Source organism: Sphingomonas sp. IC-11 (assembly GCF_021043365.1).
Lineage (GTDB): Bacteria > Pseudomonadota > Alphaproteobacteria > Sphingomonadales > Sphingomonadaceae > Sphingomonas.
In genome coordinates, this window is the sequence record NZ_JAJNDU010000001.1 from 768,164 (window position 1) to 785,002 (window position 16,839).

The window sequence follows — 16,839 nt, forward strand, 5'->3', positions numbered from 1 at the left end:
CAAGCCTGAGCAGGGCGGTCCTGGGAACGGGAACCCGGACGCTAGCGCTCCCGGCAACGGGAACCCGGGCAATGGTACTCCGGGTGACGGCAAGCCCGGGAACGGTGGGCCCGGCGATGGCAAGCCTGAACCGGGTAGTCCTGGCAACGGGAACCCAGGCGCTGGCGGTCCCGGCAATGGGAATCCCGGCAATGGTACCCCGGGTGACGGCAAGCCCGGGAACGGTGGCCCGGGGAATGGCAAGCCTGAGCCGGGTAGTCCTGGCAACGGGAACCCGGGCGCTGGCGGACCTGGCAATGGAAATCCCGGCAATGGTACTCCGGGTGACGGCAAGCCCGGGAACGGTGGCCCTGGGAATGGCAAGCCTGAGCCGGGCGGTCCTGGGAACGGGAACCCGGGTGCTGGCGGTCCCGGCAATGGGAATCCCGGCAATGGAACTCCGGGTGACGGCAAGCCCGGGAACGGTGGGCCCGGGGATGGCAAGCCTGAGCCGGGCGGTCCTGGGACCGGGAACCCGGGCGCTGGCGGTCCCGGCAATGGGAATCCCGGCAATGGTACTCCGGGTGACGGCAAGCCCGGGAACGGTGGTCCCGGGAATGGCAAGCCTGAGCCGGGTAGTCCTGGGAACGGGAACCCGGGCGCTGGCGGACCTGGCAATGGGAATCCCGGCAATGGTACTCCGGGTGACGGCAAACCCGGGGACGGTGGGCCCGGCGATGGCAAGCCTGAGCCGGGCGTTCCTGGGAATGGCAACCCGGACGCTAGCGGTCCCGGCAACGGGAACCCGGGCAATGGTACTCCGGGTGACGGCAAGCCCGGGAACGGTGGCCCCGGGAATGGCAAGCCTGAGCCGGTCGGTCCTGGGAACGGGAACCCTGGCGCTGGCGATCCTGGCAACGGGAACCCGGGCAATGGTGCTCCGGGGAATGGCAATCCGGGGGACGGTGGGCCTGGGAATGGCAAGCCTGAGCCGGTCGGTCCCGGGAACGGGAACCCAGGCGGTGGCGGTCCCGGCAACGGGAACCCGGGCAATGGTGCTCCGGGAAATGGCAATCCCGGCGACGTTGGCCCCGGGAATGGCAAGCCTGAACCGGGCGGTCCTGGGAACGGGAACCCGGGTGCCGGCGATCCTGGCAACGGGAACCCGGGCAATGGTGCTCCGGGAAATGGCAATCCCGGCGACGTTGGCCCCGGGAATGGCAAGCCTGAGCCGGGTGGTCCCGGGAACGGGAACCCAGGTGCTGGCGATCCTGGCAACGGGAACCCCGGCAGTGGTGTTCCGGGAAATGGCAATCCGGGGGACGCTGGCCCTGGGAATGGCAAGCCTGAGCCGGTCGGTCCTGGCAACGGGAACCCGGGCGCTGGTGTTCCGGGGAATGGCAATCCGGGGGACGCTGGACCTGGGAATGGCAAGCCTGAGCCGGGCGGTCCCGGGAACGGGAACCCAGGCGGTGGTGCTCCCGGTAACGGGACTCCGGGAAATGGCGGGCCTGGGCGGGGGAATTCGTGAGGTGTGATCCGTCGTTGACGGTCCATTAGCACGACCCCGCTACCGCCGTCTGATGGGGGTTCCGGTTATGAACTCGGCTCGTGTTTCCGGCATCCGCTGGCGATTGATCGCGCTGGCGGTCGGCGCCGTCGTGGGTGTGCTGGTCGGGCTGGGCAATATCGGCGTGTCGATCGATCGCTCGCTTCGCTCGGTTGCATGGGAGCTGCGCAGCCAGCCGGCAAGCGGGAGTGTTCATGTCGTCGAGGTCGATGCACGCAGCATCGCGGCCATTCCGCAATGGCCATGGCCGCGAAGCAACTATGTCAAGGTTTTGGATCAACTGCGCCGGGCAGGGGCAGCGACGATTGCCTTCGACATCGACTTCTCCTCCCCCTCCACCGCTGCGGAAGACGCCGCCTTTGCCGATGCGTTGAAGCGTAGCGGCGGCCAGGTCGTCCTTCCCACGTTCGGTCAGACCGCCAGCGGCGCCTCCGATGGATGGCGCGATGCGGTGCCGATCCCGGCCTTGCGGGCCCATTCGACGCTGGCGGCGGTGAGCATCCTTCCCGACCCCGACGGTTATGTGCGGCACGCCCCGATGGGAACGATCACCAAGGGCATGGCGCGGCCGTCGTTTTCCGCGATCCTGTCCGGCCGAAGTGGCAGCGCCGGCCAGCACTTTCCCATCGACTTCTCGATCGACCCGGCAACCGTGCCGCGGCACAGCTTCATCGACATTCGCGACGGGCGGTTCGCCCCGGGATCGTTGAAGGGCAAGACGATCCTGATCGGCGCGACAGCGGTGGAGCTGGGCGACCGCTATGCCGTGCCGAATCATGGCGTGATCGCGGGCGTGGTGATCCAGGCTCTGGGTGTCGAGACGCTGATCCGCGGTGTTCCGCGCGAGGCAGGATGGCTCCTGCCGCTGCTGCTGGCGCTTGCACTAGCGGTGCCGATACTCGTGGTTCGTTCACGCAAGGACCTAGTGGCGGCGATTGTTGCAATCCCGATCATCCTGTTTGCCGTCGCCGTCCTGATCGATCATGCGGCCGGCTGGTCGTTCCCTCTGGCGCCTGCCTGGGCCGCTTTGGGCACGATCAGCACCGCAGCGCTCGCGGTACGCTGGTTGAATGCGGCGCATCGCCGCCGCGGGATCGATCGGGAGAGCGGGCTGCCGAACCGGATCGCGCTACGCGAAGACATGCGGGAGCGGCAGGCCCCCGGCATTGCCGCGGCGCGTATCGCCGATTTCGAGAAGCTCGGCGCCGGGCTCAACGACCAGGCAATGGTGGACCTGATCCATCGCGTGCGTGACCGCATCGCCACCACCATGGGAAGCGAGCGGATCTTTCGCATCGAGGACCGCGTGCTGGCCTGGCGGGTAGCGGACGAGGAGGCCCTGGAGCCGTCGCTGCTGCGTCTTCGCAGCCTGATGCTCACCCCTGTCGAAGTGGCGGGAAGGCGCGTGGACGTGACCCTGGCCTTTGGGTTTGTGCGGACGTGCGAGAGCGAGGGAACCGAGCGGGCCATCGCGCAGGCCGTTCTGGCCGCCGATCGGGCACAGAGTGATGGGGTGGACTGGTATGCCCATCAGCAGGACGATCATGACGTCGTGGAGCGCGAGCTTTCGCTGCTGGGCGAGCTGGACGTGGCGATTGGCGGCGGTGAGATCGACGTTCATTACCAGCCCAAGCTCGACCTGAAGCGGGGCGTGGTGACCAGCGTGGAAGCACTGGTGCGCTGGCATCATCCGACGCGCGGGTTCCTGAGGCCGGATCTGTTCATTCCGCTCGCCGAGCGGAACAACCGGATCGCGGCGCTGACTCTGCATGTGGTTGAGCGGATGATCATGGACCTGCGGACGTGGCAAGCGGCGGGCCACCGGATCGCAGGGGCGGCAAACATTTCGGCGAAGTTGCTGAATTCGGGCGAGTTCCTGGGCCAGTTGCGGGCGCTCATTCAGGGGAGCGGGTTCGAGCCGGAGAGGCTGATTTTCGAGGTGACAGAAACCGCGGCAGTCAGTGATCCCGTTCAGGCGGCCCGCGCGTTGGAATCTTTCCGGGAACTGGGCGTTGCGATCTCCATGGACGATTATGGCACCGGTCAGTCCACCCTGAGCTATCTGAAGGAGCTGCCGCTCAGCGAATTGAAGATCGACCGCAGCTTCGTTCAATCCGCACATGAGGACCGAGGCGACGCCGCGCTGGTACGGTCAACCGTTCACCTGGCGCATGAACTGGGCCTGCGCGTGGTGGCTGAGGGTGTCGAGGATGCAGCCTGCCTGGCGTTTCTGCGGAGCGTCGGATGTGATCTCGCACAAGGTTATCACATCGGAAAGCCGATGCCCGTCGGCGCAATCGCCGACTTCCTTGATGATCATGCGGCGAGCAGGAGAGAGGCGCGGGCGCTGTCGGCCAGCGGCTGAGCGCGTTGGCTAACTGGCCGCGCACTTCTTCCGCCACTATGCAGGGTGCAAGGCGCAGGGTCTCAGCTCGCCGCAGGAAAGGACGGTGCAACGCGACGGGGCTGCCGCTGTCCCCTTAGCAAGTCCGAAGTCCTCGGCACGATAGCGGTGTCGTGCATGGCTCCCGCTGCGGGATCGGCGGACATAGTCGCGCATCCGGGCCAGCACGCTCTCCGGCAGCGGCATGTTCAGCATGCGGTACACGCGGCTTATCTCGCGCTGCCAATCACGCTCCACGTCGTCATAGGCGAGGTCGACTTGCGGCGCATCGCTGCGATCGCGGGCGTTGGCGGTTCGCCGGTCACGCAACGCGACCTTGCGAGTCCATTCGCGGCCGATCCATTCGCGATCGACTGAAGACGATTGCACCATCATCTGATTGCAGACCAGCGAGGCGGATGAGGCGATCACTTGATGCTGATCGCGGCTGAGGCAGACCAGACGTGCATCGGGGAATGTGTGAAGAACGGCGGCGAGATCCTGGCTGAACTGCGGGACCTTCAGGATCCAGGGGCGTGTGCCGTCATCCCGCCGGAGCCATGCAACCGTCTGCAGCAGGCGGCGAAACTCGGCATAAGCGGCGATGCCGTCATCCGCTTCGACAGCGGCGGTATAGCCGGGGATTCGCCATTGTGCCTCAAAGGCGGAGCCGAAGATCGACACGCTCTGTAGCCCGATCTCCTCATCGGCAGCATCCCACCGGGTGGGATGAATGGCATCAAAGGCGGGATTAAGCAGGCGTACGCTCAACGTGCCCAGCCACCCGCGCAGTTTGCGATCGTCGAACCTGCTGCGGGCACTGTTCCGCGGCAGGGGGTTCCAGCTTTCAAAAAATCGCGTGAACGTCAGTCGCGGATCACAGGCGAGCAGGCGCTGGACCCGCGTCGTGCCTGATCGCATCTGACCGACGATGATGATCGGTGCGGCGATTGGCTGTTCCGCGATTTCAGGGTGGCGGTGCCACAGTGCCTGGAACCGGATGCGGTTGCACAAGGCGGCGACGAGCTGGCCATGCGCGATGGTGCGGCCCAATGGGGTGAGGGTCGCGACATCTTCCAGATCGGCGCACAGCACGGCCAGCCGCTCGCGCCAGCCGCTTTCGCCTGCATCGGCGGGATGACCGGTCTTCACCGTCGCCTTCGCGATCAGTTCGTCTGGATCAAGCGTCGGGCGCTCCGCCCAGCCGCGCCGCCACGCGCCATCGAGCGCGGCGTCAACCATGCGCAGACGGGCATTGCGGGCCGTATCTGGCCGAATGGTGGCGGAACGGTCGATGGGGGGAGATGCGGCAAGCGGCGACGGGCTGAATGGCGGCATGGCAGGGGAACGCGCGACATCTGCCGGTGTGCCGGCGAGCGAGGTTAAATTGCCGCCGGGGCGCGTCGATTGCACGTAAGTCTCACTTTGCCGCTGGTTCGATTTCACATCTGGTCCGGAGTAATGATCGCGATCCTTCCTGCGCAGCCTTGATAGCCGTTGGCAATTCGCCGGCGGAGAGAACCGGGTACCCGTCGCCGATGCTGCCGCAATATTATCCATGGGGCTTCTAGCCGGTTCCGGGCTGTTCGGCGATTTGGGAAGTGTCCAAAGTGGCTTTTGACGAGGTTCGGCGACCACGCAGCACGGCTTCTGGACCGGTTACAGGCGACCGGGCGGCTATATCCCGCGTGTGCTGGCCGGGCGTTTACTACCGCCGATGATCCCTTGGTCGTAATCCAGTGGGGTGTTTCCTGCTCCTCAAGAATAAACGCCGATCGCCAAAGCGGTTCGAGGCATAATCAAAATTCCTCGACACGGCATACGTCCGGACCAAGCCAAGCCGAAATTACAGAGCCGCAGACGATTCAGGCTTGGCGCGTCACTCCGTTGCGCCATTCGCCCATGCTGGAGCGGCCGCTATGACCGAATACCCACCAGTGCACTTGGAAAGTGCCACCGCAGGACAAGTTCGGCCATGCCCGCAGAATGTCGCGACCGCAGGTACAGTTTCTGTTGGCAGGTAACGAGGACCGGGAAAGCGTTTCTTCTTTCCGCCAGAGATTAGACAGTGCTTAGCGGATCTGTGCCGTCAGCGCCGTCGGTGCCATCGGACGATGTTATCCTGTCGAGACTGACCTTCGTCATGCCGGGGCTGGGGGCGGGCGGTTCCGAGCACGTGGTATCGATGCTGGCAAACCATTATGTTTCAAAAGCTGTGGGAGTGAGGCTGGTCTGTTTCCAGCCATTCGAGACCAAGCCTTATTATGCGCTAGATCCCGATGTCCGACTGGTTAACCTGGCAAGTGCGTCCCAAGATAGAGGTTTCATTGGGCGAACACTTACCATGGCCCGTCGCTACCGTTTGTTGAAGAACGAGTTGAGCGACAATCCGCCCGACGTCGTGGTATCATTCCTGACCAGAACAAATGTGCTCGCTTCGCTTGCCGCAACCGCGCTGAATATCCCGGTCATCGTGTCCGAGCGAAACAATCCCGATCGCCAGCGGGTGGGCGCGACCTGGAGCGCCATCCGCCGTTACGCGTATCGGCGATCGGACGCGCTGGTGACGATGACGCGCGGAGCCAGCGCCTATTTCGCGCCGGCACGTCGACGGGCGGACGTTGTTATCCCCAATCATGCCGTCGCGACCCGATGGATCCGCGAGTTCGACGCCAGCGGGCGCAATCTCGTCGCGGTCGGGCGACTGGTCGAGCAGAAAGGCTTTGATCTGCTGCTTCAGGCCTTTGCAGCGATTGCTCCGAGGTTCCCCGACTGGCGCCTGACGATCTGGGGTGAGGGGCCGCTGCGACGCTCCCTCGAGCGCCAGCGATCGGCACTCGGTCTCGATCGGCGGGTCAGCTTTCCCGGCGTGACGCGCGAGCCGGGCCGATGGACGGCGGATGCCGACCTTTTCGTTCTGTCGTCTCGTTACGAGGGCTGGGGAATCGTCGTGGGCGAGGCGATGGCAGCGGGCATCCCGACGATCGCCTTTGACTGTCCCTGGGGGCCGGCCGAGATGATCGAGCATGAGCAAACCGGGCTTCTGGCGCCGGATCAGGACGTGAGCGGCCTAGCCGAGCAGATGGCCACCGCCATGGCCGATCCCGTGCTTCGACAGCGACTGGGATCGGCCGGCAAGCAGGCAATGGAGCGGTTCCTGCCGGAGCGGATCATCATGCAATGGGACGGGCTGATCAGGAGCGTCGCGGCGCGAGCACGGGCCAGCAAAGGCGCGCACCCGCCCGCAGAGCGGCCGCACGGCGTTCTCGATGGGTCCGGTCGTCTGCTCGGGGTGAATGACAATCAAGGGAAGGCTGTGAGATGAAAGACCAGGAATCCCAGACCCTGTTGCCGGATTTCATGATTATCGGCGCCATCAAGGCGGCCACCACCTGGCTGAACGTCCAGATACAGAACCATCCTGACGTTTACCTTCCCGACCCCGAACCGCATTACTTCAGTCGTGAATTCGCTCGGGGACCGGAATGGTATGCCGAGTTCTTCAACGATGCGCAGCCCGGGCAACTGGTCGGGGAGAAATCCGCCGACTATCTTTCCGACCCCCACGCCGCGGAACGAATATCCCGCGTATTGCCGTCGATCCCTTTCATCGCCCAGCTAAGAGATCCCGTCGATCGCGCCTATTCCGATTATTGCATGCTGTATCGGCGCGGAACGATCAGGGGCGCACCGGAGGACTATCTTGATCCAACGGAGGCGACCTTCCGCAGGTTTCTGGACAACGGGCTCTACGCCACTCACCTGCGCCGATGGTTGTCCGTATTCGACCGAAAGCAGATGCTGGTGTTTTTGTTCGAGGATATCCGGGCTCGTCCGTCTTCAGTACTCGACGAAACCTGTCGCCACCTGGGGCTGGCGCCAATGGCCCAAGGTGTCGCGCTTGCCACCAAGGTAAACGATAGCGCGGCACCCTTGCTGCCGCTGGCGATCCGGCGGTTCGCGCAGCCCGCCAAGAATCTGGTCAAGCCGCTGCGGGGAACGCGGATGTTCGAGCGTTTTCGGGGCCTGTTGGCGCGACCAGTGGAGTATCCGCCCTTGTCCCCCGATCTTCGCGCGCGCCTCAAGGACTATTATGCGCCGGAGGTCGAGGAGCTTTCGAAGATGCTGAACCGCGATCTCAGCCGCTGGCTGCCGGGAGATCAGTCGGAGGATCCGGCGGCAAGCGCGCCGCGTGATGGCAACGCCCGACTGACTGCAGTTAATTCCCGTTGATCAGCTTTTTGTGATCGGTGCCGCAGTTTGACCGGGGCCGTGATCATTTACGACTAGGAATTCAAGCGCTCGCTTCCAGCGAGGGCTTTGCTTTGCTGCTTTTGATTGGGGATCAGCCGGTCGTTTAGACCGAAAAGAAGGTGAAGCATTACCGATCGCGCGGTGGGCTCTTTCGCCCGGCGAATAGAAAGTCTACGCCCCGCATCCGGGGGGATCATGTTCGCATATTTCATTGGCACATTGCCGCACTTCCTTGCCTACTTCACGGCGGCGATCGGGTTGGCGTTGGCTTTTCTCGCAGTTTATGTGGCAATTACGCCCCATCGAGAATTTGCCCTGATCCGCGACGGCAATGCGGCGGCCTCTATCCAGTTGGTCGGCACGTTCCTCGGTTTCGCGCTGCCAGTCGCCATGGTGATCAGCCATTCGGTGAGCATCCCGGACATGCTGATGTGGAGTGCGGTCGCAGCCTTGGTGCAGCTGTTGGTGTTCTTCGCCATCTCGCGTCTGTTATTCCGCGCGATTGAAAAGAAGATCGGCGACGGGTGCGTTGCCTCTGGCATCTTCGTCGGCGGCATGGGCATCGGTGTGGGCGTGCTTCAGTCCGCCTGCCTCGTACCGTAACGACGCGCGCCTGATGAAAAAGGAGATCCCACTCACAGTTGGCATGGCAGCGACGTTGCTGTCGCTCTCCCTATGCTCGTCCTCCGGGAACGAGTGGGAAGAGGTCGTGCCCGAAAACGACACGTCGGTATGCGTCGATCAATCCGGTCGTCGCATCGAGGATGATCGCTGCATAGATAGCGCAAGCGGAAGCGGCGGTACGTATGGCCGACGGGCTTCCTGGTACTATCTGCCTCGCAACAGCCCTGTTCCCTTCTATGGCGAGACGATCCGTGACCAACGGTTTGCGGCAGGCTCGTTCAGACCCGTGCTAGGTACGCAATATTACCTGGCACCCGAGACAACCCGCATGACGAGATCGCAAGCGGTCTCGCGCGGTGGGCTCGGATCAAGAGGGCGCCGGTTCGGCGGCGGTTGGAGCTAAACCCGTGAAGCGGCGCAATATCGACCCCCGGCCGGACTGGCGCGAGCGGGTCGAGCGGATGGGGTTGATCTGGCACAGCAATGGTGCGGAGCCTTATTGGGACGAAAGCCGCTATTATGCTTTGAATGCCGCAGAGGTGGCGCGGATCGAACGCGCCACGGAGACGGCTTACGCGCTGCTGCTGGAGGCGGGCGAGCGCGTGGTGAACGATCCGGTGCTGATGAAGCACTTCGGTATACCGGAATATTGCCACGGCGCAGTGCGTCACGCCTGGTACTCGGAGCCGCCGGCGCTCAATTTCGGGCGTTTCGATTTCGGTCTTGACCCGCAAGGCACGCCCAAGCTGTTTGAGTTCAACTGCGACACCCCGACGAGCATGATCGAGGCGGCGGTGGTGCAGTGGGAGTGGAAGGAGCAATGCTTTCCGCACCTCGACCAGCTCAACAGCCTGCACGAAAGGCTGATCGAACGCTGGCGTGAGCTTCGCCCGCGACTGACCGGCAACCGCCTTTGGTTCACGCACGATGCCGATCCCTCGCACGAGGATACGATCACGACGACCTACTTGCGCGACCTGGCGGAAGAGGCGGGGATTGTGACCCAAGCCATTTTGATCAACGACATCGGCGTTGATGCTCATGGCCGGATCGTCGATCTCGACGATCATCTGATCAGCGCGATCTTCAAGCTCTATCCCTGGGAGTGGATCGTCGACGAAACCTATGGTCCCGATATTGTGCGTCACCTCAGCGAGACGGCATGGATCGAGCCGATCTGGAAGATGATCTGGAGCAACAAGGCGATCCTTGAGGTTCTGTGGCAGATGTTTCCGGGGCACCCCAATCTGCTTGCCGCATCGAGCGATCGGCGGGCGATTGGCGACAGCTATGTGGCGAAGCCGTTTCTCGCGCGCGAAGGCGCCAATATCGAGATCGTGGAGGACGACGCGGTTGTTGCGAGATCGGGCGGGAAATACGTGGATGGAAAGACGCTGTACCAGCAGCGGTGCTACACGCCGGACTTCGACGGGCATTATCCCGTGCTGGGCGCATGGATCGTCGACGGTGCCGCCGCAGGGCTCGGCATCAGGGAGGACGGGCTGATCACTGGCAACGGTGCCCGCTTCGTTCCGCACGTTATTGTGGATGACGGGGACTGATCAGTCACCGCCGATGACGATCGCGCGGGACGATCGTCATCAGCCGTTCCGGGAAGCGCGTGGGCGGGCGGGCGGCCGGTTTTGCTCGGCTGTGGTGGGGTGGCGAGCTCTCGCGCACCCCGCTTTCGGCTGGGTCTACTGCCGCTCGATCTGGGCCACGTCGCGCACCGCGCCGCGAGCCGCGTTGGTCGTGAGCGCCGCATAGGCGCGAAGCGCGGGTGAGACGTTGCGCTTTCGGCCGAACGGTTTCCAGGCGGCGGTGCCGCGTGCCTGCATCGCCTCCCGCCGAGCGGCGAGGACCGCATCGTCGACGTCCAGCCGAACCCCGCGATTGGGAATGTCGATCACGATCGGATCCCCGGTTTCCACCAGTGCGATCAGGCCGCCCTCCGCCGCCTCAGGCGAGACGTGGCCGATCGACAAGCCGGAAGTGCCGCCGGAGAAGCGCCCGTCAGTGATGAGGGCACAAGCCTTTCCGAGCCCCTTCGATTTCAGGTAGCTGGTAGGATAGAGCATTTCCTGCATGCCCGGTCCGCCCTTCGGCCCTTCGTAGCGGATCACCACTACGTCGCCCGCCTTCACCTCATTGCCGAGGATGCCGGCAACCGCTGCGTCCTGGCTTTCATAAACGCGGGCCGTGCCGTGGAAGGTGAGGATGCTTTCGTCCACGCCCGCCGTCTTCACGATACAGCCTTCGGGTGCGAGGTTGCCGTACAGCACGGCGAGGCCGCCATCGTGTGAGAAGGGGTGTTCGGCATCGCGGATCACGCCGGCGGTGCGATCTGTATCGAGCTCCTTCCACCGATTGCTCTGGCTGAACGCCTGCGTGGTGCGGACACCGCCTGGCGCCGCGCTGTAGAATTGCCGAACGCTCTCGCTGGTGGTGCGGCTGATGTCCCAACGCTCCAGCGCATCGCCCAGCGTCGGCGCGTGAACCGTTGGCAGGCTGGTATCGAGCAGCCCGGCGCGGTCGAGCTGGCCAAGGATCGCCATGATGCCACCGGCGCGGTGGACATCCTCCATGTGCACGTCCTGCTTGGCGGGGGCGACCTTGCACAGGCAAGGAACGCGCCGGGACAGCCGATCGATGTCCGCCATGGTGAACGGCACCTCGCCCTCATACGCCGCGGCGAGCAGGTGAAGCACGGTGTTGGTGGAGCCTCCCATGGCGATGTCGAGGCTCATCGCATTTTCAAAGGCGGCAAAGCTGGCGATCGAGCGAGGCAGAGCGGATGCGTCGTCCTGCTCATACCAGCGCTTGGCGAGATCAACGATGGTGTGGCCTGCCTCACGGAACAGCCGTTCGCGATCGGCATGGGTGGCGAGCACTGATCCGTTGCCAGGCAGAGAGAGGCCGAGTGCCTCTGTCAGACAATTCATGCTGTTCGCGGTGAACATGCCCGAACACGAACCGCAGGTCGGGCAGGCCGACCGTTCGATCACCTGCACCTCTTCGTCCGTGTAGGCCTCGTCAGCCGCGACGACCATGGCGTCGACCAGATCCAGCGCAACCGTCTTGCCGCGGATGTCCGCCTTGCCGGCCTCCATAGGGCCACCGGACACGAAGATCACCGGGATGTTGATCCGCAGGGCGGCCATCAACATGCCGGGGGTGATTTTGTCGCAGTTGGAGATGCAGACCATCGCATCGGCGCAATGCGCGTTGACCATATATTCGACACTGTCGGCGATCAGATCGCGGCTGGGCAGGCTGTACAGCATGCCGTCATGGCCCATCGCGATACCGTCATCGACTGCGATGGTGTTGAACTCCTTGGCGACGCCACCCGCCGCCTCGATCTCCCGCGCGACCAGTTGGCCGAGATCCTTCAGGTGGACGTGGCCGGGGACGAACTGGGTGAAGCTGTTGACCACCGCGATGATCGGCTTGCCAAAATCCTCGTCCTTCATCCCCGTCGCGCGCCAGAGGCCGCGCGCGCCCGCCATGTTGCGGCCGTGGGTGGTGGTGCGGGAGCGATAGGCGGGCATGGCGCAGATCTCGGCTGTTGTTCAGGCGCCAGGATAATCGGGTATCACTAGGATGAGAAATATCTTAGTCTCGGCCAAATAGGTCGGCGGAGATATGAGATGGACCTGCGCCAGCTGAAGCATTTCGCGGCGGTGGCGGAAACGCTGCACTTCGGTCGCGCCGCCGAGCGGCTGGGCATGACTCAGCCGCCGTTGAGCCAATCGATCCAGACACTTGAGCGCGAGTTGGGGGCGGCCCTGTTCACCCGGACGAAGCGGAGCGTGTCGCTGACGCCTTTCGGAGAGCAATGGCTTGGCCATGTCCGGGAGGCGCTTGATCGCGTCAACAGCCTGCCCGAAATCGCGCGTCACTTGCGCCGGGGGGAGGCGGGCCGACTGGAGCTCTCGTTCGTCAGCACGGCCGATTACAGTATCCTGCCGGCTCTGGTGCGGCGCTACGCTACCTTGTTCCCGGACGTGGAGATTGCGCTGACGGAAGCGACCAGCGACGTGCAGATCGCGGCGCTCTGCGAGGGGCGGGGCCATGCCGGAATCATCATCGCGCCGGCGGATAGCGCCTTGCCGGCGACGCTCGCCTATCGACTGCTTGTCTCCGAGCCACTGGTCGCGGCCGTCCCGGAGGCGTGGATTGCCGACGGGCGGATCGCCCTCGCCGATGGGCGGATCCCAGCCAGCACTGTCGTGGAGCAGCCGCTCATCATCTTTCCGCGGCGAGTGGCGCCTGCGTTCCACGATCTGGTCACCGGCTATTACGCCAAAAGACGCAGTGCACCGCGCATCGTTCAGGAAGCCATCCAGATGCAGACGATCATCAGTCTCGTCTCGGCAGGAATGGGCATATCGCTGGTACCCGCCTCCTTGCGCAATCTGGCCCGGACGGGGGTGCGATATGCCGAACTGCTTGATGCACCATGCCTTGAAACTGGCATCACGTGGCGGCGTGATTACATGCCGGCGACGCTGGAGCGGTTCCTGGCAATCGCATTCGATACGTCTGTGACGTGAAGCTTATGGCTTTGGACGTTTGATAATCGTGGCCTGTCGCACGGTCAGCTTCCAGCCAGTGGTCGTGGGCATCCAGAGATCGGTGAAGCGACGCCGCATCTCACCGTCCGCGGCGCGCCGAGGCGACCTGGGCAGGACGATCTCTTCCCCCATCAGGACTACCATGTCTCCGCGCAGACCAGCATATTCGATCACACGATCGTAGCGCAGGTAACTGATCCGAGCGGCGGCGCTGCGCTGCCCAGTCGCGCCCGCACGGACACGCCGTTCTGAGGATTATTGACGGCGAGGTCATCAGCCAGCAGCCGGGCGAATGCCCGATGATCCTCTTGGACAGCAGCCCGATCAATCTCGTTCACCGCCGCAAGCGCCGCCGCGATGCGAGGATCCCTCGCGGCTTTCGCGACGTCTGGGTTAGCTGCCGTCCACGCTGCCGCCGCCGGCATCGACGGCGCCACTACGACGACACACAGGGCTCCAGCCATTCGCAGAACCAGCATCGTCGCCTCTCCCGGGAGTGCGCGAACAAGCCGCCTTGAACATGTGCCAACGGAATGCGCCAGCGCTTGATCATGCGCGATCGGGGTGGAGAAGCATAGGACGAAGAGTTCGCAACAATGTGGAAAGTGGACCGGAAGGCCCTGTGCCGCCGGCGCTAGCCGTGCTGCCGCTGCTCACCCGCGGTTTGCAGCTGTGCGCGGGCGGGAGGGGCAGGATCAACGCCGGTCTTCAGCGCGCATGGTCCGACGTTTGCCCCTGAAAGCACTAGAGCCGCACCCGCATGTCACGATCGTTGACATGCAGGTGCGGCCCCGGGCGACTGATCAGTCGCTTTGCTTCAGGATTTCGTCAGACGTCGAGGTTGGCGACGCTCAGCGCGTTTTCCTGAATGAACTCGCGGCGCGGCTCCACCACGTCGCCCATCAGGCGGGTGAAGATCTCGTCCGCGACATCCGCCTGGTCGATCGCGACCTTCAGCATCGAGCGGTTGTTGGGATCGAGCGTCGTTTCCCACAATTGCTCGGCGTTCATTTCGCCAAGGCCCTTGTAGCGCTGGATCGCGAGGCCCTTGCGGCCGGCGGCGAGGATCGCCTCTAGGAGCTGTGACGGACGCGCGACGAGCGTTTCGCCCTTGCCGATCACCAGCGCCTCGTCCGCCTCGCCCTCATCGACGATCGCGCCATCGAGCGTCGCGTCGGGCGCGGGCTCCTCGGTGCGGTCGCCGGCCTTGAGCGAGATGAGCTTGCGCGCGGTGTCGTAGAGGTCGGCATGCTCGGCGGCGAGGCCGTGGAGCTTGCGCGCCTCCGCCGAGGAGACGAACGCTGCCTCCACGATGTGGTGATCGGTCACCCCGCGCCAGAAGCGCTGGAAGTGGAAGCCGCCCTCCGGCGTCATTTGCGCCGTCCAGCGTGCCTCGGGATCGCCCTGGTCGAGCCGGCGGGTCACCTGCGCGAGGCGGGTGGCGCGTTCCTCCGGCGCGATCTGCGGATCGAGCGCGCCGCCCAGTGCCAGCGTCTCGATGATCACCGGATCGTAGCGGCGCGGCACGTAGCGCATCAGCGTGCGCATGCGGCGCGCGTGATCGACCAGGCTGAACAGCGGCGCACCGGTGCCGACGCCGTCGAGCGTCGTCGCCTGCGTGCCGTTGCGGACGAGGTAATCGTCGAGCGCCGCCTCGTCCTTCAGATACTCGACCGCCTTGCCGCGCGTCGCCTTATAGAGCGGCGGCTGGGCGATATAGAGGTGCCCGGCGCTGATCAGATCGGGCATCTGGCGGTAGAAGAAGGTCAGCAGCAGCGTGCGGATGTGTGCGCCGTCCACGTCTGCGTCGGTCATGATGACGATCTTGTGGTAGCGCAGTTTCTCGAGGTTGAACTCGTCGCGGCCGATGCCGGTGCCCATCGCCTGGATCAGCGAGATGATCTCCTTCGACGAGAGCATGCGATCCTCACGCACGCGCTCGACGTTCAGGATCTTGCCGCGGATCGGCAGGATCGCCTGGAACTCGCTGTTGCGGCCCGACTTGGCCGAGCCGCCGGCCGAATCGCCCTCCACGATGAACAGTTCGGACTTGGCCGGATCCTTCTCGCGGCAATCGTGCAGCTTGCCCGGAAGGCCGCCCATCGAGCCCATCACCGTCTTGCGGCTGGCGTCGCGCGCCTTGCGCGCAGCCTCGCGCGCCGCCGCGGCGTCAATCACCTTCTGGATGATCTGGCGCGCGTTCTGGGGGTTCTCCTCCAGCCAGTCGGCCATCTTGTCGGCGAGCAGGCTTTCGAGCGGCTGGCGAACCTCGGAGCTGACCAGCTTGTCCTTGGTCTGCGACGAGAATTTGGGGTCGGGCAGCTTGACCGAGACGATCGCCGTCAGGCCCTCGCGCATGTCGTCGCCGGTGAGGGAGACCTTCTCCTTCTTCAGCATCCCCGACTTGTCGGCATAGGCGTTGAGCGTGCGCGTCAGTGCCGAGCGGAACGCGGCGAGGTGGGTGCCGCCGTCGCGCTGGGGGATGTTGTTGGTGAAGCAGAGGACGTTTTCGTAATAGGAATCATTCCACTGCAGCGCGACGTCGATGCCGATGTCGTCACGCTGGCCGGAAATGGCGATCGGCTCCGGGAACAGCGCGGCCTTGGTGCGATCGAGCCACTTCACGAACGCGGCGATGCCGCCCTCGTAATAGAGCTCGACGGTCTTGGGCTCCTCGTGCCGGGCGTCGGTGAGGAACAGGCGGACGCCCGAGTTGAGGAAGGCGAGCTCGCGATAGCGGTGCTCCAGCTTCTCGAAGTCGAACTCGGTGATCTTGAAGGTGGCAGGCGAGGGGAGGAAGGTGACGCGGGTGCCCTTCTTGCCCTCGGGCGCCTTGCCGACGACCTTCAGCGGGGCGACGGCATCGCCGTGGGTGAAGCGCATGTAATGCTCCTCCCCGTCGCGCCAGATGGTCAGATCGAGATATTCGGACAGCGCGTTGACGACCGAGACGCCGACGCCGTGGAGGCCGCCCGAGACCTTGTAGGCATTGTCGTTCGAGGTGTTTTCGAACTTACCGCCGGCGTGAAGCTGGGTCATGATGACCTCGGCCGCCGACACGCCCTCTTCCGGATGGATGCCGGTGGGGATGCCGCGGCCGTTGTCGGTGACGCTGACCGAGCCGTCGGGGTTCAGCGTGATGTCGATCCGGTCGCAATGGCCGGCCAGCGCCTCGTCGATCGCATTGTCCGAAACCTCGAACACCATGTGATGGAGGCCCGATCCGTCGTCGGTATCGCCGATGTACATGCCCGGCCGCTTGCGCACCGCGTCCAGGCCCTTCAGCACCTTGATCGAGGAGGCGCCGTAGTCGTTCGAATTCTGCTGATCTGCCATGCCAATCATATAGGCATTGCGGCGCTGCAACGAAAGCGAAATGGCGCTCGTTCAGGCCGGTTAGGCGCCGATCTGCGCGCGGAGGCGGCACGCGCAGCCGATCGGACCATAGGCGC

The 16,839-nt window shown here is 64.4% G+C and carries 11 protein-coding genes; 7 read left to right on the plus strand and 4 right to left on the minus strand.

Annotated elements, in window-relative coordinates; all coding sequences use genetic code 11:
• Both LQ954_RS16205 and LQ954_RS03695 read left to right on the plus strand, forming a co-directional pair.
• The coding region (locus LQ954_RS16205) for a hypothetical protein (protein ID WP_330999935.1) at window positions 1-1,517 on the plus strand (1,517 nt) is incomplete at its 5' end.
• Window positions 1,518-1,562: 45 nt separating this feature from the next.
• Window positions 1,563-3,914 carry an EAL domain-containing protein gene (locus LQ954_RS03695; RefSeq protein WP_231022017.1) on the plus strand — a complete coding sequence of 784 codons (2,352 nt, stop codon included), beginning with the start codon at window positions 1,563-1,565 and terminating at the stop codon, window positions 3,912-3,914.
• Between the two features lie 36 nt (window positions 3,915-3,950).
• Here the strand turns inward: LQ954_RS03695 and LQ954_RS03700 are convergent, their stop codons facing one another.
• On the minus strand, window positions 3,951-5,345 hold the full coding sequence (locus LQ954_RS03700; RefSeq protein WP_231022021.1) for a sulfotransferase family protein: 1,395 nt from the start codon (window positions 5,343-5,345) through the stop codon (window positions 3,951-3,953).
• Between the two features lie 730 nt (window positions 5,346-6,075).
• Between LQ954_RS03700 and LQ954_RS03705 the strand changes: the two genes are divergently transcribed.
• The 4 genes from LQ954_RS03705 to LQ954_RS03720 all read left to right on the plus strand — a co-directional run bounded on the left by LQ954_RS03705 (window position 6,076) and on the right by LQ954_RS03720 (window position 10,372).
• On the plus strand, window positions 6,076-7,257 hold the full coding sequence (locus LQ954_RS03705; RefSeq protein WP_269142190.1) for a glycosyltransferase family 4 protein: 1,182 nt from the start codon (window positions 6,076-6,078) through the stop codon (window positions 7,255-7,257).
• A complete protein-coding gene (locus LQ954_RS03710) occupies window positions 7,254-8,165 on the plus strand; it encodes a sulfotransferase family protein (protein ID WP_231022022.1) in 912 nt (303 codons plus the stop codon). Before LQ954_RS03705 ends, LQ954_RS03710 begins: the two co-directional genes overlap by 4 nt.
• A gap of 216 nt (window positions 8,166-8,381) precedes the next feature.
• Window positions 8,382-8,789 (plus strand): DUF350 domain-containing protein, encoded by a 408-nt coding sequence (locus tag LQ954_RS03715; RefSeq protein ID WP_227770796.1) that lies wholly within the window; start codon window positions 8,382-8,384, stop codon window positions 8,787-8,789.
• A gap of 428 nt (window positions 8,790-9,217) precedes the next feature.
• Entirely contained in the window at window positions 9,218-10,372 is a 1,155-nt protein-coding gene (locus LQ954_RS03720) for a glutathionylspermidine synthase family protein (RefSeq protein WP_231022024.1), read from the plus strand.
• Between the two features lie 135 nt (window positions 10,373-10,507).
• Here the strand turns inward: LQ954_RS03720 and ilvD are convergent, their stop codons facing one another.
• The gene (ilvD, locus tag LQ954_RS03725; RefSeq protein ID WP_227770794.1) at window positions 10,508-12,361 is read right to left on the minus strand and encodes a dihydroxy-acid dehydratase; all 1,854 of its coding nucleotides are present in this window, start codon (window positions 12,359-12,361) and stop codon (window positions 10,508-10,510) included.
• 99 nt (window positions 12,362-12,460) lie between these two features.
• Here ilvD and LQ954_RS03730 point away from each other — a divergent pair, with 99 nt between their 5' ends.
• Entirely contained in the window at window positions 12,461-13,366 is a 906-nt protein-coding gene (locus LQ954_RS03730; protein WP_231022026.1) for a LysR family transcriptional regulator, read from the plus strand.
• A 191-nt stretch (window positions 13,367-13,557) separates the two neighbouring features.
• Here the strand turns inward: LQ954_RS03730 and LQ954_RS03735 are convergent, their stop codons facing one another.
• A complete protein-coding gene (locus tag LQ954_RS03735; RefSeq protein WP_231022028.1) occupies window positions 13,558-13,866 on the minus strand; it encodes a hypothetical protein in 309 nt (102 codons plus the stop codon).
• A gap of 349 nt (window positions 13,867-14,215) precedes the next feature.
• Window positions 14,216-16,723 (minus strand): DNA topoisomerase (ATP-hydrolyzing) subunit B, encoded by a 2,508-nt coding sequence (gene gyrB / locus LQ954_RS03740; RefSeq protein ID WP_231022029.1) that lies wholly within the window; start codon window positions 16,721-16,723, stop codon window positions 14,216-14,218.
• Between the last annotated feature and the right edge of the window lie 116 nt (window positions 16,724-16,839).